We start from the raw sequence: 18,356 nt of genomic DNA on the forward strand, positions 1-18,356 counted from the left end.
TAATTTAAGGCTTTCATTCATAATTTAGAAACTATTTTCAATTCTAGATAGCTATCTATCACCAAATTCATGGCTTACCATAAGATTTCATTACCAATCCATTAGACCTGTCTTCACAAAAAGTATGTGTACAAACTATAACTTTATCATTTTTAAATATTTATTTTTAATGTACTTAAAAAAATGATATACAAATGATTCGCCTTTACCTAATATTGACCTAAAATCTTGAATAGTTCGTCTTAATACAGTTTTCACTTCATCATCAACCACCTTTGATTCCAACACTAACTCAAAACTTTTAATGGTATTCCTTACTCTATACTCTCTCGATTGCAATGCCCAAACACCTTTTTCATGCACCCGATAAACAGCCATAATATCTTCAAGTCGTTTAATCATTTTATTATGGGCTGCAATCATATATAATGGCCAATCTCCTAATGGTGATTTCGAATACCATTGGGGCAACTCAAAATCATTACGCATTACTACTGAAGGCGTATGCATATAATTGCCTCTTGCTAAATCAAGGGTGGTTGTAGTTTCTGGCACAGCTCTCGTAAAACCATCAGCACACAACCTGTTTTCTTTTTGATAAAACACGTTTACATTATGAAAACAAATACCATAATCTAGATTTGCCTCCAAAAAACCCACCTGCTTTTGCAGCTTTAAGGAATCCGTCCAATAATCATCACCTTCACAGAAAGCTATATAATCCCCACAACATTGATTCATAGCCCAAATAAAATTGGCGAGCATCCCTTTATTTTCAGAATGCTTTACATACTTAACCCTATAACCTCGAGGATGTTCTTTAATTATACCCTCAACTATAAATTGAGTGGTGTCGGGAGAACAATCATCTGCTACAATGAGTTCAATTTCAAATTCACATTCCTGCATCAAAACACCTTGAACAGCTTGCTTTACAAACTTTTCATGACCATAAGTAATCATACAAACACTAACCTTGGGACGACCTGACATATTAGAAATTAAGTGGTGGTAATTCTTTTTTAATAACAGCCGGCACCCCTGCAACCATACAATTACTAGGTACATCTTTGGTTACCACAGCACCCGCCGCTACAATAACATTATTTCCAATCAAAATATCAGGAAGTATAGTTGCATTACTTCCTATACTTGAAAACGAACCTATTTTTGACCTTCCAAGTAAAGTTGCTCCAGGTGATATTTCTACAAAATCACCCAATACAACATCATGAGTTAATATAGCATTGTAATATATTAATGCTCCTTTACCAATATAAACATCATTAGAAATTATTACTCCTTCTAATATATTACATCCCAAACCAATATACACATCATAGTTACCAATTTTAGCTAATGGACTTACTACAGAAGTAAAATCACCACCTATCCCTATAAACTTATCATAAAGTTCTTTTCTTAATACAGGGTTACCAATACCGATCGTAAATCTTGTATCTTTTTCTTTAAAATACAAAGAAGCTTCTTTTAATGCTCTACATACCGGGAAAGCATTATAAAGCATGTCAGGGGCATTCTGGTTTACATCATCGAAAAAAACCAAGCTTTCTGTGTCATTTAATTGATGAAACACTTCTAAAATTTCTTTTGCAAACCCTTTTGCTCCTACTATTAACATAATTTTGCTTTTACAATTTCAATTATTTTAGTCATTCCGTCATCTAAATGCCCATGAAACAAAGGCAAACACAAAATCCGATTTGATATAGATTCAGAGATAGGTGTATTTTGCTTAGTCACATAGGGCAAGTTATTTAAACTGGGATAAAAATAACGCCGCGGATAAATGTGCTTGGCATTTAGGGCCAGCTTCACATTTAATAACTGAGCTTCCGTCTCAAAAATTACTGGATAATAGCTATAATTCCATTGGGTATCCACTCGTAATTTCAAAGGTTTTAGAATCATATCTTTAAAAGCAACATTATAAGCTCTTACTATATTACATCTGGTTTCCAAAATACCCTCTATATATGGCAACACAGCCAACCCCATAGCTGCCTGTAACTCATTCATTTTGGCATTGATACCCAGCCCCTGAAAACTTTCCTGTCCTTGGTGTCCAAAATTATGATGGTAAAACAAGGTGTTGTATAAGGCTTCCGAATTCGTAAACAAAGCCCCTCCTTCTCCGGTATGGAACAACTTGGTAGCATGAAAACTACAGGTACTTAAATCACCATAATTAAAAATGGATTGGCCTTTATAAGTCACTCCAAAGGCATGCGCACCATCATAAATCACTTTTAAACCATAGGCATCAGCTATGGCCTGAATCGCCTCAACATGGCACGGATTACCAAACACATGGGTCGCTAAAATAGCCGTCGTCTTTGGAGTAATAGCTGCCTCAATTTTAGTTTCATCAATCGTTAAATAATCGGGATGAATATCAACAAAAACCGGACTACAACCTTCCCATACAATACTTGAAGTAGTAGCCACATAACTAAAGGGTGTCGTGATGATCTCTCCTGTTAAACCCAATGCTTTAATGGCAATTTGCAAGGGCAAGGTGCCATTAGCCGTTGCTAATATTTTAGAGATACCCAAATAGTTTTTTAACGCACCTTCCAACTCCTTAACCAAAACACCGCGATTTGTTATCCAATTCGTGTTCCAAGCGCGTTGTAAGATAGCTTGGTACTCCTCTTGGGGTGGTAAAAAGGTTTTGGTTACTTGAATCATAGATTAACAATTATAGATTTCCCGTTTCAACAATTCTATTCTTGGCTTTATTTGACGCTCATTAGAATACACTTTTAAAAACTTCTCTCTTCCTTTCTTAGATATGAGGTATAGTTTTTCTGGATAATTAATTAATTTTATTATTTCTCTTTCAATCGCAATACTCTCCCCCTTGACAATAATTAATTCTTCATTATTCTTAAAAACAGCATTCTGTTTCAATTCATCCGTAACCAAAGCCACAACGCCATTTGAAACAGCTTCAACAACCGTTCCTAATGGAAAACCGTCAAATGCCCCTGGTCTCAACACAAATGGCTTATTTGGAGAAACAATAACATCCATAGATCGGAAAATTGATTTTAGACCATCAAAATTCTTGTACCCATAAAAAGATATCTTTTCCTCAATGCCATCTATGGCAATATCTTCTTTATCAAATCCTCCTATAACATGAAACCTCAAAAAATCATACTTAGTTGAAATTTGGTGAGCAAATTTCACAAACACATCATACCCTTTATCTTTTCCTAGAGGCGTATACTTAGCAGCGCAAAAACAAATATCAAAAGTGTCCTTATTAATCAAATAGTTTTTTCTGACCAATGCCCGTTCTAAGAGAGATTGTTGAGGCACAACACACCCAAAAACAAACATAATCCTTTCTAAACTACAAAGCTTTTTTTTAATTAAATAATCACGCGTCAATGGTTGGGTAACTATAACTTTTCTAAACATAGGTGATTCAAAAACCTTTCTTAGGCTTTCATCAACTTTCTTGTCACCAACTTGAAAACCTCCCCCTGGGTATAATGTAAAAACAAAAGGAATTTTGAGTTCCTCCAACCAACTTAAATTACTTAAAATATTATGCAAAAAAACACAGTAAAAAAGCTTTGATCTGTAATATTTTCTTCCTTTACAAATTAACTTACCTTTCAATAATCTATTTTTTTTTACAATATCAGCAACATGATTTTTGTGATTTTCTTTTAATGTGTTAACTAAACCATAAGAAATTGGGTTTAAAATAATCTTAGAGCTTTTGAATTCTGTTAATAGAACTGTTAATTCTTCGTAACGAAACCCCGAAACTGGATGTGGATAAATATCATCATAAAGTAAAAGGTCTAACTTTCTATATCTCCAAAAAAGCAACTGATTTAACAAGAACCCTATTTTTTTTAACAAAAACTTAATCTCAGAAACAAAATTACACATATAGTTCAAGCAACTAATTTTGTTAAAAATGCTCTAAGTTCCTTTACTTCATCAATTGTTAATCCTTTAGCAAAAAGAGCAAAATCATTTAACGAATCAATAAATTCAATAACAAGAGACATCTCTTTATCCAAAATATCATACGCTGGTTTAACAGAATTCCAAGAAACATCATCTAACACAACAAATCCCTTATGATCCAATAATGGCGTATAATTTAAAACATCTTCTATTACAAATTTCGTATCGTGGTTTCCATCAATATGAATTAAGCCAAACTTCCTTCCTTCTTTTTTAAAATTCAAAACAGCATTAGATGAAGTTTCTCTTACCAAAATACAATTGTCATCAAGCTCCTTATTTTTTATTACATCCTTAACATCCTTATATATTTTTTGAAAATCTGTAACAGACACAAACTTATCCAGCTCATCTTTTAATTCCGGATAATCATTTTGATTTGCATCCAACTTGGTGTAAGGATCTACCCCATATACAATACCTTTTGTGAAAAATTTATGGGCAATAGCCATAGGAAAAAGAGATCGTCCCCTATACACACCAATATCCAAACTACTCCTCAGTTTATATTGACGTATTATTTCGCCCATAACTAAAGCTTTATAGAGGCTACAACCTCCCCCAAAATCTTGAGGAACTATGTTGTATATCAATTCTATTTCACCTTTTAGTAAATCTGTCTCTGATTTTCTACTTCTAAATATATTCCTAATCAAAGTTATCATCCTTCCGTGTTATGTTAATTGTTTTCATAGAAAATATTGGAATCTAACAACAAAGGAGTCCAAGATTCTACATTGTGTTCTATTTGAAAACTTTGAATAGAATTCACCCTATAAATAGGCTTATATTCAAATTCTTCATAAATTATAATTGTCATGTTATAAATACCCTTAGAAAACTGTATGTTTTTATGAATTAAAGAAATATTAACCCCTCCCTTAGCAATTGATTTATTTGTAAATTCATAAAACAAAACTCCAGCACTTCTTTGTTCCTTATCATAAATATAAACACTTATATAAGGCACTTTTTCAAGTTTTAAATTGGTTAGTTTCAAACATAAAATTAAATCATCTTTCCAAGATAATACAGGTATACCTTTAGAATATTTATCAGTAATTATACTGACAGAATCTAAAGTAATTAGCCCACTATCGAAAACAATTGCCTTTTCAGAGGCATCAAACTTACTATAATATAAATCAATGGCCTTAGAAACATTGTTCCCTTGGAATTCAGCCTTACCTTTTTCTAACAAAACAGCCTGGTTACATATCCGCGATACCATAGGCATATTATGAGATACAAAAACAACTGCGGTATGAGGTAAAATGGTATCGATGGTTTTAAAACATTTTAAAATAAAACCCAAGTCCCCTACCGCAAGAACCTCATCAACAATCAACACATCGGGCTCCATTTGGGCGGCCACAGCAAAACCCAAGCGCACTTTCATACCACTACTATAATGCTGTACGGGCATATCAATAAACTCCCGAATCTCTGCAAAATCGATGATAGCCTCCAGTTTAGCATCAATCTCCGCTTTACTAAAACCTAAAACCGCTCCGTTGTTATAAATGTTTTCACGACCACTCAATATAGGATTAAACCCCGCACCCAACTCTATTAAAGCCCCAACACGTCCCCTAATATGCACCTTACCCGCATCAGGCTTTATCAAACCGTTCAATATTTTTAGCAAGGTCGACTTACCAGCACCATTATGTCCTATCAATCCCAAACACTCACCTCGACGTAAAGTAAAACTAATATCCTTAACCGCCCAAAACTCCTTCGGACGCAACACCCGATCTTGATGGTTCCCCAAAACATTCGTATACAAATCCTTTAGCCCATACCATAAGCTCGTCTTGAGATCCACACAAAACTTTTTCGAAAGCCTGTCTACCTCTACCAACACCTCCTTACTTCCCGTACTATGTTTCTTTATATTAGTCATGTTTTAATTGTAAGACACTCACTTTTCTCTTTTCACTTTTAACTTCTTACTTCTCACTCCCAACTTCTAACTTCTAACTTCTAACTTCTAACTTCTCACTCCCAACTAACCACTGAACTCTGAACACTGATTACTGATTACTAAACACTACTTCAAACTTCAAACTCCCAACTTCTCACCCCCCCGACCGCTCAACTATAATAGGTATCGAAACACGGTAAAACAACAAAGCCACAAAAAACAGAGGAATACAACATAGCATGATAGCCAGATAATAGTCCAAGTAATCTAACGGCAAGCCCACTACCACATTTCTGCTCACCACGAGCAAGGGCGTCAAAGGATTAAGCTCCATAAGTGTTTTTAACACCCCTGTTTGGGGCACCACATACACTACCGGCGTTACATACATTAAAAAACGCATACCTAAACTTATAATTCTTGAAACATCCCTATACAACAAAGCAATCGGTGTAATTAACAACCCAATAGACGTTCCAAACAAAAGAATGCCGATAAGCGCAAAAGGAAACAACAAAATACTATAACCAAAATCGACCTGATAAACCATTAAAAATACAAGTAGCAATACAATTTTAACCGCGCTGTTAAAAAGTAACTTATAAATACCCGACAAGATCAGGGCCTCTTTTGGAAAATTAATTTTAGTCATGATACCCATAGAAGCCGCAGTACTCCCTTTTGGCGAATTGATGGCCTCAGACAAAATCGACCAGATCAAAGAGCCCGAAAACGCATAAACCGGATAAGGAATACCCGTATCGGTCAAACGAATGGCACCCGAGCTGTTAAGAAAGATCCAAACAAACGCCGTCGTTAAAGGCGTTATCACAACCCACAACATACCTAAGTACGACTGCCTGTATTGTGCCTTAATATCCCGAACCGTTAACTGCTTAGCCAAAAAACGAGATCGGTAAAAATCCTGAAGACTCGCCTTTAATAGCGATCCGATTTTTATGCTATGTTCTTTTTGATATGTACGGGTTTCCAAGGGCAATGGCATAACAAATTATAACGTGTTGATTGTTTTTTGGTAGGCAGTCAATCCTTTTCCTGTAAAAATATAAAACAATCCTAAAATACTTAATTTTATAACAACTAGTTTTAATTTATTATGCACTAGCCTAAAAACCTCAAACATATTTTTAAAAAAAACAGGATAAGCTTTAGCATACAACAAATACTTTAAAGCCTTTAAATACATTTTTAAACTTCCTTTAAAAAGTACTTTCTTCATGTTTAATGTTTTTTTAAAAAAATATTCTCTAACATAAACTTCATCTTCAATAAGTTTTGGTGAACGGTTTGAAAACCCTGTTGTCAAAGATTTGTCATGCTTTCTAATAAAAACTAAAACCTCATCTAAAATGGCATATTTAAAGTTAGTCTGTAAAAATTGATTACCAATAAAATATACATCTTCAGCATAACTCAATTTGGAATTCAAAAAACACATATCCAGAGATTTTTTTTTCCAAATAATTGACTGAAAATTAATTACCAGCCCACCTGCTAAATAATCCTTTACAACATCTTCAATCTTCTTAAAATTGTTGAATACAACATGAGAATAATCATTTGGACGAAAATAACTGAAATTGTGAATGACACAATCTACACTATTTTCATTCATGGTTTTCACAGTGTACGCCAGCTTATCTAGACTCATAACATCATCACTATCAAACCATTGAACAAAATCACCTCTAGATTTCTCGAAACCATACTTTCTACAAGCATTTGGTCCCTTTAACATGGTTATGGGTCTCTTAAGGTATTTGAAACGAACATCTTTTTTAGCAAATTTATTTACAACTAACTCTGTATCATCTGTAGATCCATCATCAACTATAATACACTCCCAATTTGCATATGTTTGTGATAGTATCGAATCTAAAGTTGCCTCCACTAAATCTCCTCTATTGTAGACAGGGATGATAATTGAAACCAAAGGTTCTGCTATATATACCATCTACGATCTTGCTTTATCCATTAATATAAAACCTTTCCCGAAATAATAGCCAAAAAATAACGAAACTACGAACAACAAGGTTTTTGTCCACCCCTTTTCTCTTTTAAACAATTTTAGTATCGTTAATAATTTCGGTGTCTTTAATTTTCTTCTCTTTAATTCGAAGGTTCTAGAAGCTATTCTTCTAAACATATACGCCTTTGCTTCTTCATTTAAATAATCGCGGACTGCTAAAAAAGTGTTTTTATAAAGCATGTACTGATCAAAACAAAATGTGTCATCGTCACCATTAAACTTTCCTTGAATTGATTCTTTATGCAATCTTCTTTTAAAAAGTACCCTATCAACAAACACCCCCTTTAAGCTACTAGCAGCTAGCACTTTTATAAAAAAATTATATTCCTGTCCAGATTTAATTTCTTCATCAAAACGTACCAATCCAATACGTTCTTTCTTGACAAGAAAATCCGGAGTTACCCAAAACACTTCAAACAGTACAAAATTATTATGGTCCAATTTTTTTGTAGCATTATTCCTTACCGAAATATCATTAGTTTCTCCATTTTCATGAAAATTAATACCCCGAGTCACCACAAAATCACTTAATGGATTCTTCAATAAAGACTTTACTTTTTCTTCTATAAAATTTGGAAACATTACATCGTCCGAATCAAACCAATTTATAAAATCACCTTGGCTTAATTCAAGCCCATAATTACGACAAGCATTGGCTCCTTTCCGTCTATTTTGAGGTCGTTTATAATACTTAACACGGGAGTCAACCTTACAATAATTTGATATTACAACATCTGTGTTATCCGTTGAGCCATCATCAATTATTAGGCACTCCCAACACATATAGGTTTGTACTAAAATAGAGTCTAAGGTTTCCCCAATTAAATGAGCTCTATTATAAGTAGGTATAATTATAGATATAAGTGGAATTTCATTCAAGATTTATATAATTGCATTTAAAATTAATATTAATCTCCTTACTAACATTAGCTTCCCTATAAGATTTATTCAAAATTTTCAATTCCTTAATAAAACCTAATATAGTATTAAGCTTCAGTTTAATTACTGCAATTAATATGTGCTTATATATTGAATTTCTATAAACAGAAATAAGTTTCCCGTTTTCAGTATTTATATTTGCAAGCATCATTTTATATGTCCTCTCTTTGTCTATAAAGTAACTTTTCGAGAATATTTGCGGCTTATCATAGTTAAAAATACGGTCATGCCAAACCACTGATGAAGGAACAACACCAATTTTTAATTTATTGTATATAACTCGTTGGCAATAATTGTCATCTTCTCCATAATGAAAAAAAATGGGATCGAAACCACCTATTAATTTAATAGTACTTCTAGATATTAACCAAGATGCAGCATTAACAAAAGGAACTTCATATATGTCTCCAAGATTGTTAATTACAGCATCAAAATAAAATTGCTTGTTTTTATCATAAGCAAGAAAATAAGAAAAATTCCTATCAAATGAACTTCCGTTTCCATTAAACTGCAATGGACTTAAAATACCATATTCTGGATGCTTTTTATGTATAGCAATAAGATTTTCTATAGCATCTTCCTGCAAATAAGCATCTTGATTTAACAAAAAAACATAATCCACTCCTTCATTAATAGCATACGAAATACCTATATTATTGGCAGCTCCAAAGCCTAAGTTTTCTGTTTGTTGAATTAATTTAACCAAAGGGTAGTTTTCTTGGATAAATCGAACAGTACCGTCAGTTGAATTGTTATCAACAACAATAATATCATATGCTTTACAACTTGCTAAGCATTTGTGAATCCACTTCATTCCATTATAAGTGACAATAATTACAGAAACACTTACATCCATACTACAATCTTAAACACCTTTTAAGCCTAACCATAAACTTAACCAGCAAATTGTACTTCTTTAACAATTTAATTTTCTTAGTATTATTTAAATACCAAAAATAATCTGTGTAAATGATTCTATTTAATTTAACATAATCAGAAGACACCTTCCCCTTATTCAAATTAGTGGCCTGCAATGGATGCAATCTAAAACAAACCAATTCTTTATTAATGATTGCAATCTTACCTTTTTTTAAAATTCTATAAAAAAATTCATAATCTAAAACTTGTCTTAATTCAGCATCAAAATAGCCTATTCTGGAAATAAGATCTTTTCTAAACAGTACGACAGAAGGCTCTCCAATTTTATTATACGGTATTTCCATAAATTCAGGTGATTTAAATAACGACTTATCCAAAATACTAACCGCTTCCTTTTTAAGCCCCAAGGTTTGTTGCAAATCTTGAAACACCTCTATCCAGTTTTTTATTTCCTCGGTTAAAAAGGAATCTTCTATTATAAATTCACGTTTGGAAGCAACCAGATCAATAGAACTATCGAGTTCTATTAATGCTACCATTTCGGCAATACACTCAGGCTTTAAAACATCATCCTGAAACAAAAACTTAATATATTTCCCTTGGGCTTTATTTATACAATTATTCCAATTAGAACCAATCCCCGAAGGTACATGATTATGAATAATAATAGGGATATCCGTTTTCTCTTTAAACGCTTCAATCCGCTCCAAAGTTAAATCGTCCGACGCATCGTCAGATACAACGATCTCTAAATTAGGATAGGTTTGATTTACAACCGAGTCCATCGCTTCAGAGACAAATCGCTCACCATTAAAAGTTGGAATACAAACTGACACTAAGGGCAACTCCATTATTATCTATATTAAATTCATTCCCTTTAACACATTACCTACATTTATTTTATTTTCACACACTTAAAACACACAGCAGCACCAAACAGTTCTTTCAATACAGGAAATTTAAGAAAAAAGGACATACCACGCCAAGGCATGACGTGTTGGGTTACGATATTTAGCTCTGGGTGGCTCCCAATAATACCCTTAGCCCTTTTTAACGTCATTTTGTTAAGCCCCCCAATCAAATCCGCATAACGTGTATACAGCTCCGTATCATTATGGTACACCGAGTGCACCCGCATCATATGCCGTTCAGGAACAAACAAATGAATCCAGGGGCGGCTCTTTTTAAAAGTACCGCTCATATGCCGTCCGTAAGGGCTCATCCAGGCAGGGCCAAACTTAATAAAAACATGCCCGCCGGGCTTTACCAAACGTACCATTTCGTCTAGCACCATTTCAGGTTCCTCAAAATGCTCAAACGAATCATGGGAAATAACAACATCATATCCAGCACCTTCAAGACCCTCCGAACGCCCTAAATGGAATTGAACATTTGTAATACCCGCCATTGCTGCATACCGCTTAGCGACCTGAAACTGATCCTGAATATCAACCCCTTCAGCATAACAAGCAACCTTAGTAGCCATACCAATCACAAAACCACCTTCCCCACAACCAAAATCCAGAACCCTTTTACCCCTTATAAGCGGCCAAAATGCTGTACCAAACGCCGCAGACAAAGTTGCTTGGTAAGACCTTGGCTCTATAACCAAATCCTCCCTTACACGCCGCTTTCTAGGCGGAAAATAGCAGCACGTCCTTAAAATAAACTTCTCGAAACGACTAAGCTGGTGGTACTTCGGAAAATAATGAGAACTAAACTTCATGATACAATTGCGACATACAATAGCTTTGGGGTTTATATTCAAGGGCTAATATACCAAATATATGCTTACAAGCTCCCCTCTTTAAACAAAGAGGGGAATGAATTCCGCGAAGCGGAAGAAAGGGGAGTTCCACACACACCACAACAAACAAACCACAACCAGCTCCCCTCTTTAGACAAAGAGGGGAATGAATTTCGCGAAGCGGAAGAAAGGGGAGTTTGCCACTTCCCTTTAACTAAAGGGAGGCACAAGCTCCATGTCACCCAGAGCAGAAACCTATTAAATATGTATTTTTATTTAAAAAGTGTTAATTTTACTACATGTCAAAGCAATACACCCATACAAAAACCGAACTAAAGGAAATAAGAAGAGAATTACGAGCCAACCTTACCCCAGCAGAAGCTTTTTTATGGAAACATTTAAAAGCAAGACAGTTAAAAGGCAAACGCTTTACAAAACAACACAGCATTAAAAACTATGTTGTTGATTTTTACTGTGCCTCCCAGCGCTTAATTATTGAACTAGACGGAGAAGCCCACAATAATCCAACCGCACAGGATTACGACCAAAAACGAACTGCATTTCTAGAATCCCTAAACTATAAAGTTATTCGTTTTGAAAATAAAATGGTATTCGAAAATTTAGCTTCTGTCTTAAATGAAATCACTTCAAACTTCAAATCAGATCCCACACCAAAAAACACAACCAACTCCCCTCTTTAAACAAAGAGGGGAATGAATTCCGCAACAGCGGAAGAAAGGGGAGTTCCACAAACCCTACAACAAACAAACCACAACCAGCTCCCCTCTTTAGACAAAGAGGGGAATGAATTTCGCGAAGCGGAAGAAAGGGGAGTTCCACACACGCCACAACAAACAAAACACAACCAGCTCCCCTCTTTAGACAAAGAGGGGAATGAATTTCGCGAAGCGGAAGAAAGGGGAGTTTACCACTTCCCTTTAACTAAAGGGAGGAACAAGATCCTTGTCACCCAGAGCAGAAACCTATTAAATATGTATTTCTATTTAAAAAATATTAATTTTACTACATGCCAAAACAAAATACCCATACAAAAACCGAACTAAAGGAAATAAGAAGAGAATTACGAGCTAACCTTACCCCAGCAGAAGCTTTTTTATGGAAACATTTAAAAGCAAGACAGTTAAAAGGCAAACGCTTTACAAAACAACACAGCATTAAAAACTATGTTGTTGATTTTTACTGTGCCTCCCAACGTTTAATTATTGAACTAGACGGAGAAGCCCACAATAATCCAACCGCACGGGACTACGACCAAAAACGAACTGCATTTCTAGAATCATTAAACTATAAAGTTATACGCTTTGAAAATAAAATGGTATTCGAAAATTTAGCTTCTGTCTTAAATGAAATCACTTCAAACTTCAAATCAGATCCCACACCAAAAAACACAACCAGCTCCCCTCTTTAAACAAAGAGGGGAATGAATTTCGCGAAGCGGAAGAAAGGGGAGTTCCACAAACCCTACAACAAACAAACCACAACCAGCTCCCCTCTTTAGACAAAGAGGGGAATGAATTTCGCGAAGCGGAAGAAAGGGGAGTTCCACACACGCCACAACAAACAAAACACAACCAGCTCCCCTCTTTAGACAAAGAGGGGAATGAATTCCGCAACAGCGGAAGAAAGGGGAGTTCCACACACGCCACAACAAACAAAACACACCAGCTCCCCTCTTTAAACAAAGAGGGGAATGAATTCCGCAACAGCGGAAGAAAGGGGAGTTTCACACATACCACAACAAACAAAACACACCAGCTCCCCTCTTTAATCAAAGAGGGGAATGAATTCCGCAACAGCGGAAGAAAGGGGAGTTTCACACATACCACAACAAACCCACTAACTCCCAACACAAACCCTCCGCCTAAATACTCTGGTATTTAGCCACCTCCCTTTAACTAAAGGGAGGAACAAGTCTCTTGTTCAAAACGTAATACAGTGAAGCGAAGGATCTCAATCAATTTGTCAACACCTCAAAACAATTAGCGCATTAACACAAAAACAAACATAAAACCACTTTTTAGCACAGGTTAAAAAGCTACTCCTTCACCTTTCCTTCATATCTCCTTCACCTTTACTTCATATGAAAGGCATAGTAAGAGTACCACAGCACCTACCAAAACAAAAAACTTCTCAACACCATAAGAACAAAATGCAATGAAGCCAAGCACCCCTCATCCAAAAGTGGCTTCCTGCCGCAGTTTATCTTGAGTAAAATCGAAAGGCAGGAATGACAACTGCTAATTTACAATTGACTATTGATTATTGATTATTGACTATTGATTATTGACTATCGACCATTATTAATCCCCAAGACACTAGATAAAAGACGCAAAAACCTTATAACTTTTCACTTCTCACTTTAACTTCTAACTTCTAACTTCTAACTTCTAACTTCTAACTCCCAGCTCCCAGCTTCCGTCTTCCGTCTTCCAACCACTAACCACTAACTTCCAATCTCACGACACCCACTTACGTAATCTTGCTAAAAACCCTTTCTTTTTATCGGACTGATGATACGCCTCTCCATACACGCCATAACCATAACCATAACCATAACCATAGCCGTAGCCATAGCCGTAGTTTTGATTCGTTTTGTGCTTATAGAAGTTAAGTATAAAACTGGTGTTTTTAAGTTCACCATTGCGGTATTTGGCATTAACCAACTGAAGCATCCCCTTTTTTGTATAATCCAATCGAATTACAAACAAGGAAGCGTCAGCATAATTAGACAACTCCAAAGCATCGGTTACCAACCCCAAAGGCGGCGTATCCAAAATGATTATATCGTAAGACTCCCGAAGCTTGCCTATTAATTCTGGCAGATCACTCCCCATTAACAATTCGGAAGGGTTTGGCGGTATAGGTCCTGAAGTAACCACATCCAGATTATCTATATGGGTGGTACTTAGCACATCTTCAAACCTGCTTTCTCCCATCAAATAGTTTACCATCCCACGGTCGTTATCAATGCTAAAGTCGTCAAATATCTTGGGCTTCCGTAAATCCAACCCCAGCAAAATGGTCTTTTTTCCCGATAAGGCATATGCAGTGGCGATATTGATGGAACAAAAGGTCTTTCCTTCCCCGCTCACCGACGAGGTTATCATTAAGGTACGCCCCAAAGCCTTGCTATAATCTTGTTTTTTATAAAAAAACTGAAGGCTTGACCGAATGGCACGAAACGACTCAGCAACAGCCGACTTCGGCTTTTCAAAAACCACCAGATTGTTCTTATAGTTATACTTACCCACCAATCCCAAAATAGGAATACTGGACAAACGCTCTACCTCGTCCGAGCCATGAATAGTTGTATCCAACAAGAACACAACAAATATTAAAGCCAAAGGCGCAAAAAAGCCCACCATTAAGGCCATCATGTAATTTAGGCTCTTATTGGGCCCTATGAGGCCACCCCCTATATCTTTAGCCTCATCAATCATAGTAATATCCGATACGTTCGCTGCCTTAACGATAGCTGCCTCACTGCGCTTGGCCAAATACACATCGTAAGCCTCCTGGCTCAAATCCAGCTTACGTTGAATCTTAAGATACTGCTGCTGTTCCTCTGGCAAATCACTTAATTTAGACTCATGAATTGCTATTTGACGGTTTACCCTGTTCAACTGAATATTTATAATCTTTTTAGTACCATCAATAATCTCGAACAGCACATTCTTTTCTGCATCAATCCGGCTGTCCAGTTCCTTAAACAACACCGAACCTTCCTTGGTGGTCGCTTCCAGATTTTGCCGTTCTATGGCCAAAGCTGTGATCTTACCAACACTCGCTAAAATATTACTTTCATCAATCCCAACCGAAGTAGGCGCTGCTATATGACTATAATCCGTTTTGGTAAGCAAATAGCTCTCTAAAGCCTCCAAGTAATTTAGCTTATTTTGAACCCCTTCCTTTTCCGTATCAAGCACCTTTAGTTTGGTAGACACCTCTACCACCTCTGCATCCACATTAAACACCTTGCTCTGCTTCCTAAAGCTATTCATCTCTTCATTAACATCCTTTAAATTAAGGTTCACCGCTGCCAGGCTACTATCTATAAACTTAATGGTGTTACTTGCATACAAGTTTTTACTCTCCAATTCGGTCCTACTTAATATAGCAACAGTAGTGTTCAAATAGTCTACTATCTTCGCCTTGTTCGTTCCGGTCATCGCCAGACTCAATACCGATGAAGTCTGTGAATTCGGTCGGGCACTTACCGCATACTTATAAGTATTAACAATACCATCAAAATCTAAAAACTGAAGATAAAATTCAGTATCAGACACTACATGGCGCCCTGGGCGCATATGCAAACTCAAATTTAAAAACGGTAATTGCACTGGCTCACCTACACGAAAACGCTGTTTAAATTCTCCAACAGGTAACTCTACCCTGTCTTTGGATTTGTCTCCATATCGTTGTACAGTACCCGCAGCCGACTCGAATGCCTTAAATACCTCATACACACTATCGTTCAAGAACCGTACACCAATGGGATTACCCAAAAGCTGCCCTTTGGTCTTATCAAGGCTAACATAAAACGGAGCCCGTTTATAAATATCTTCCTTTCGGTATTTACCTTGCACCAAATACTGTATATAATACTGAAGCGAATCTACCACCTTTTCATTATGGCGCCGTGTACTAAGCGACGTAATGATCTTGCCTACCTTTCCCGATACACCGCCCCAGTTAAAAGAAATACTGGTATTCGCTGTAAAAAAAGGATTTTGTTCATTCTCTACCGATATTAAAGCTCCTAACCTGTAAATGTTTTGCTTCCGTACATTAATAGAATAAGCTATAATCAAAGCTACACCAATACTTAAAAATACCAGTTTCCACAAATGCAATACCTTAAACAGAAACCCTTTAAAATCAAAGGTCATCCCTTTGGATTCTATATGGTCAAGCTCTTCAAATTCGTTGTAAGACATAAACTTAAATACGGTTAAATAACAAAATAGAGGTTGTAAGCAATGATAAAATAGAGGCTGCTGTGGTAATATTTTGTATCGCTGTAGTACCAGTACCCCAAGCCTTTTGCTTTAAAGGTTTCACATAAATCATATCGTTTGGCTGGATGTAATAGTACGGGGAATGCATAACATTCACATCCGTTAAGTCGACATGGTGTATCTTTTGCCCTTGCGGATATTGTCTAATAATCAAAACATCCTTTTTATTACCCGTATCTGGTATATCACCCGAACTGGCAATGGCCTCAAAAATATTTACCCGATCCTGATACAGTGTTTTCATACCTTTACTCCCTATTTCTCCTAAGGTAGTAAATCGCAACCCCGTTAGCTTTACCGTTACAAAAATATTGGCCGTCTCCTTAAACTGCTCTGCAAGCAATTTATCCTTAATCTTCTTTTCTATAACATCGGTAGTATAACCGAGCACATGCAATTTCCCTAACTCTGGAATGCGGATATCACCATGTAAATCCACCGTAAACCCATCAAAATAAGCACGCTCCCCTGCTGTAGCATTTAAGTTACCTTCCCCTATAGGGTTGAATATCTGAACATTCTCCTGATCGGTCACCTTAATACGAATATTTAAAATATCGTTTATCTGTACCCGATATGGTTTTTGCTGTTCTACCACTACCTGTTCAGAATCTGTCGCTTGCTGTTTATTTTGCAGATACAATCTGTCCTTATGAGGAATACAGGACATTAACAAGACATTAATTAAAATAACAACTATAAAAAAGCGGTTCTTCATATGGCGGCAACTTGGTAAAATACAAAGCTACATATTTTTTTTATTTAATATTCCTGATGGAGCCTCGCATTCATTAATCGTGTGAATACTCTCTTTCTATTGATTATTGTCTATTGGTTGTTGGTTGTTAGTCAGTTGGATATTGGCTCACAACTTCTCTTTTTTCACTTCTTACTTGAAACCCCAAACTTTCAACTACCACAGCCCATTCAGAGCGAAGCGAACCTGTCTACCAGCAAGTAGGGAATCCTCTAAATAACGCAAGTAAATTCTAATGTTTTAATTATATTATCTTCATAAACTCCGTACCAATATTGTCATTCCTGCGCAGGCAGGAATCCACTTATTTAACGCATGTACAAAACAATGCACCAATATTACCTTTACATCCTAACTAACAAAACGAACGGTACGCTTTACATTGGTATTACCAACAATCTGGAACGAAGAATGTTTGAACACAAGAACAAACTTGTAGAAGGCTTCACAAAACGATATGGTTTAAACAAACTAATCTATTTTGAAACCTACCAATATGTAAACGATGCCATTAAAAGAGAAAAGAATATGAAAAAATGGAAAAGAGAATGGAAAATTAAATTGATTGAAAAAGATAACCCTAATTGGAAAGACCTTGCTAAGGATTGGAAATACTGACTCTGATAGTGGATTCCTGCCTACGCAGGAATGACAAGCAACAGTACTTCTAGATACAATGGGCTAATCGCAAAACTTACTTATAACTTCATTACCTAAACCTCTTGCTTCTGACTCCTAGCGTCTAACTCCATAACCTTAAAACTTTACAACTTTTAACTTGAAACCCCAAACTTCCAACTACCACAGCCCATTCAGAGCGAAGCGAGCCTGTCTGCCAGCAGGTAGGGAATCCTCTAAATAACGCAAGTAAATTCTAATGTTTTAATTATATTTATCTTCATAAACTCCGTACCAATATTGTCATTCCTGCGTAGGCAGGAATCCACTTATTTAACGCATGTACAAAACAATGCACCAATATTACCTTTACATCCTAACTAACA

At 36.0% G+C, this 18,356-nt stretch carries 19 protein-coding genes; 5 read left to right on the plus strand and 14 right to left on the minus strand.

From position 1 onward, the window contains the following. Positions 1–135 precede the first annotated feature (135 nt). The 12 genes from ABD792_RS10920 to ABD792_RS10975 all read right to left on the minus strand — a co-directional run bounded on the left by ABD792_RS10920 (position 136) and on the right by ABD792_RS10975 (position 11,535). Positions 136–993, minus strand: a complete 858-nt coding sequence (locus tag ABD792_RS10920; RefSeq protein WP_345006044.1) for a glycosyltransferase family 2 protein — start codon at positions 991–993, stop codon at positions 136–138. A 1-nt stretch (position 994) separates the two neighbouring features. Beyond that, positions 995–1,642: an acetyltransferase gene (locus ABD792_RS10925; RefSeq protein WP_345006045.1), complete on the minus strand. Its 648-nt coding sequence runs from the start codon at positions 1,640–1,642 to the stop codon at positions 995–997. Then, positions 1,636–2,712 carry a DegT/DnrJ/EryC1/StrS family aminotransferase gene (locus ABD792_RS10930; protein ID WP_345006047.1) on the minus strand — a complete coding sequence of 359 codons (1,077 nt, stop codon included), beginning with the start codon at positions 2,710–2,712 and terminating at the stop codon, positions 1,636–1,638. The genes ABD792_RS10925 and ABD792_RS10930 overlap by 7 nt, the downstream gene beginning before the upstream one ends. A 3-nt stretch (positions 2,713–2,715) precedes the next feature. Further along, complete coding sequence (locus ABD792_RS10935) at positions 2,716–3,882, minus strand: glycosyltransferase family 4 protein (protein ID WP_345006049.1); 1,167 nt, start codon at positions 3,880–3,882, stop codon at positions 2,716–2,718. A gap of 56 nt (positions 3,883–3,938) precedes the next feature. Next, complete coding sequence (locus tag ABD792_RS10940) at positions 3,939–4,679, minus strand: class I SAM-dependent methyltransferase (RefSeq protein WP_345006050.1); 741 nt, start codon at positions 4,677–4,679, stop codon at positions 3,939–3,941. 14 nt (positions 4,680–4,693) lie between these two features. Further along, positions 4,694–5,920, minus strand: a complete 1,227-nt coding sequence (locus ABD792_RS10945) for an ABC transporter ATP-binding protein (protein ID WP_345006051.1) — start codon at positions 5,918–5,920, stop codon at positions 4,694–4,696. Between the two features lie 175 nt (positions 5,921–6,095). After that, positions 6,096–6,947 carry an ABC transporter permease gene (locus tag ABD792_RS10950; protein WP_345006052.1) on the minus strand — a complete coding sequence of 284 codons (852 nt, stop codon included), beginning with the start codon at positions 6,945–6,947 and terminating at the stop codon, positions 6,096–6,098. Positions 6,948–6,953: 6 nt separating this feature from the next. Next, positions 6,954–7,916, minus strand: a complete 963-nt coding sequence (locus ABD792_RS10955; RefSeq protein ID WP_345006053.1) for a glycosyltransferase family 2 protein — start codon at positions 7,914–7,916, stop codon at positions 6,954–6,956. Further along, positions 7,917–8,870, minus strand: a complete 954-nt coding sequence (locus ABD792_RS10960; protein WP_345006054.1) for a glycosyltransferase family 2 protein — start codon at positions 8,868–8,870, stop codon at positions 7,917–7,919. It abuts the gene before it with no gap. Further along, the gene (locus tag ABD792_RS10965; protein ID WP_345006055.1) at positions 8,863–9,786 is read right to left on the minus strand and encodes a glycosyltransferase family 2 protein; all 924 of its coding nucleotides are present in this window, start codon (positions 9,784–9,786) and stop codon (positions 8,863–8,865) included. The genes ABD792_RS10960 and ABD792_RS10965 overlap by 8 nt, the downstream gene beginning before the upstream one ends. A gap of 1 nt (position 9,787) precedes the next feature. Further along, positions 9,788–10,660 carry a glycosyltransferase family 2 protein gene (locus ABD792_RS10970; RefSeq protein WP_345006057.1) on the minus strand — a complete coding sequence of 291 codons (873 nt, stop codon included), beginning with the start codon at positions 10,658–10,660 and terminating at the stop codon, positions 9,788–9,790. Between the two features lie 44 nt (positions 10,661–10,704). Next, on the minus strand, positions 10,705–11,535 hold the full coding sequence (locus ABD792_RS10975) for a class I SAM-dependent methyltransferase (protein ID WP_345006058.1): 831 nt from the start codon (positions 11,533–11,535) through the stop codon (positions 10,705–10,707). Here ABD792_RS10975 and ABD792_RS10980 point away from each other — a divergent pair. The 4 genes from ABD792_RS10980 to ABD792_RS10995 are packed head-to-tail and all read left to right on the plus strand — an operon-like array spanning position 11,518 to position 12,985. Then, entirely contained in the window at positions 11,518–11,892 is a 375-nt protein-coding gene (locus ABD792_RS10980) for a hypothetical protein (protein ID WP_345006060.1), read from the plus strand. The two genes, ABD792_RS10975 and ABD792_RS10980, sit on opposite strands and share 18 nt — an antisense overlap. Beyond that, positions 11,856–12,257 carry an endonuclease domain-containing protein gene (locus ABD792_RS10985; protein WP_345006061.1) on the plus strand — a complete coding sequence of 134 codons (402 nt, stop codon included), beginning with the start codon at positions 11,856–11,858 and terminating at the stop codon, positions 12,255–12,257. Before ABD792_RS10980 ends, ABD792_RS10985 begins: the two co-directional genes overlap by 37 nt. Before the next feature lie 12 nt (positions 12,258–12,269). Next, the gene (locus ABD792_RS10990; protein WP_345006063.1) at positions 12,270–12,620 is read left to right on the plus strand and encodes a hypothetical protein; all 351 of its coding nucleotides are present in this window, start codon (positions 12,270–12,272) and stop codon (positions 12,618–12,620) included. Further along, a complete protein-coding gene (locus ABD792_RS10995; RefSeq protein WP_345006064.1) occupies positions 12,584–12,985 on the plus strand; it encodes an endonuclease domain-containing protein in 402 nt (133 codons plus the stop codon). Before ABD792_RS10990 ends, ABD792_RS10995 begins: the two co-directional genes overlap by 37 nt. Positions 12,986–14,033: 1,048 nt before the next feature. Here the strand turns inward: ABD792_RS10995 and ABD792_RS11000 are convergent. Continuing rightward, a complete protein-coding gene (locus tag ABD792_RS11000) occupies positions 14,034–16,514 on the minus strand; it encodes an exopolysaccharide transport family protein (RefSeq protein ID WP_345006065.1) in 2,481 nt (826 codons plus the stop codon). A 4-nt stretch (positions 16,515–16,518) separates the two neighbouring features. Continuing rightward, positions 16,519–17,313 (minus strand): polysaccharide biosynthesis/export family protein, encoded by a 795-nt coding sequence (locus ABD792_RS11005; protein WP_345006066.1) that lies wholly within the window; start codon positions 17,311–17,313, stop codon positions 16,519–16,521. 366 nt (positions 17,314–17,679) lie between these two features. Between ABD792_RS11005 and ABD792_RS11010 the strand changes: the two genes are divergently transcribed. Further along, the gene (locus ABD792_RS11010) at positions 17,680–17,970 is read left to right on the plus strand and encodes a GIY-YIG nuclease family protein (RefSeq protein WP_345006068.1); all 291 of its coding nucleotides are present in this window, start codon (positions 17,680–17,682) and stop codon (positions 17,968–17,970) included. The last annotated feature ends 386 nt before the right edge of the window (positions 17,971–18,356 follow it).

This window comes from Snuella lapsa (assembly GCF_039539345.1).
Taxonomy (GTDB): Bacteria; Bacteroidota; Bacteroidia; order Flavobacteriales; family Flavobacteriaceae; genus Snuella; species Snuella lapsa.

Excerpts from the sequence above, each read along its gene's own strand:
- ABD792_RS10950 (WP_345006052.1), bottom strand. The coding sequence starts at position 6,947 with ATGCCATTGCCCTTGGAAACCCGTACATATCAAAAAGAACATAGCATA.
- ABD792_RS10995 (WP_345006064.1), top strand. The coding sequence starts at position 12,584 with ATGCCAAAACAAAATACCCATACAAAAACCGAACTAAAGGAAATAAGA.
- ABD792_RS10990 (WP_345006063.1), top strand. The coding sequence starts at position 12,270 with ATGAATTCCGCAACAGCGGAAGAAAGGGGAGTTCCACAAACCCTACAA.
- ABD792_RS10985 (WP_345006061.1), top strand. The coding sequence starts at position 11,856 with ATGTCAAAGCAATACACCCATACAAAAACCGAACTAAAGGAAATAAGA.
- ABD792_RS11005 (WP_345006066.1), bottom strand. The coding sequence starts at position 17,313 with ATGAAGAACCGCTTTTTTATAGTTGTTATTTTAATTAATGTCTTGTTA.
- ABD792_RS10970 (WP_345006057.1), bottom strand. The coding sequence starts at position 10,660 with ATGGAGTTGCCCTTAGTGTCAGTTTGTATTCCAACTTTTAATGGTGAG.
- ABD792_RS10945 (WP_345006051.1), bottom strand. The coding sequence starts at position 5,920 with ATGACTAATATAAAGAAACATAGTACGGGAAGTAAGGAGGTGTTGGTA.
- ABD792_RS10955 (WP_345006053.1), bottom strand. The coding sequence starts at position 7,916 with ATGGTATATATAGCAGAACCTTTGGTTTCAATTATCATCCCTGTCTAC.
- ABD792_RS10975 (WP_345006058.1), bottom strand. The coding sequence starts at position 11,535 with ATGAAGTTTAGTTCTCATTATTTTCCGAAGTACCACCAGCTTAGTCGT.
- ABD792_RS11010 (WP_345006068.1), top strand. The coding sequence starts at position 17,680 with ATGCACCAATATTACCTTTACATCCTAACTAACAAAACGAACGGTACG.
- ABD792_RS11000 (WP_345006065.1), bottom strand. The coding sequence starts at position 16,514 with ATGTCTTACAACGAATTTGAAGAGCTTGACCATATAGAATCCAAAGGG.
- ABD792_RS10965 (WP_345006055.1), bottom strand. The coding sequence starts at position 9,786 with ATGGATGTAAGTGTTTCTGTAATTATTGTCACTTATAATGGAATGAAG.
- ABD792_RS10940 (WP_345006050.1), bottom strand. The coding sequence starts at position 4,679 with ATGATAACTTTGATTAGGAATATATTTAGAAGTAGAAAATCAGAGACA.
- ABD792_RS10980 (WP_345006060.1), top strand. The coding sequence starts at position 11,518 with ATGAGAACTAAACTTCATGATACAATTGCGACATACAATAGCTTTGGG.
- ABD792_RS10930 (WP_345006047.1), bottom strand. The coding sequence starts at position 2,712 with ATGATTCAAGTAACCAAAACCTTTTTACCACCCCAAGAGGAGTACCAA.
- ABD792_RS10920 (WP_345006044.1), bottom strand. The coding sequence starts at position 993 with ATGTCAGGTCGTCCCAAGGTTAGTGTTTGTATGATTACTTATGGTCAT.
- ABD792_RS10925 (WP_345006045.1), bottom strand. The coding sequence starts at position 1,642 with ATGTTAATAGTAGGAGCAAAAGGGTTTGCAAAAGAAATTTTAGAAGTG.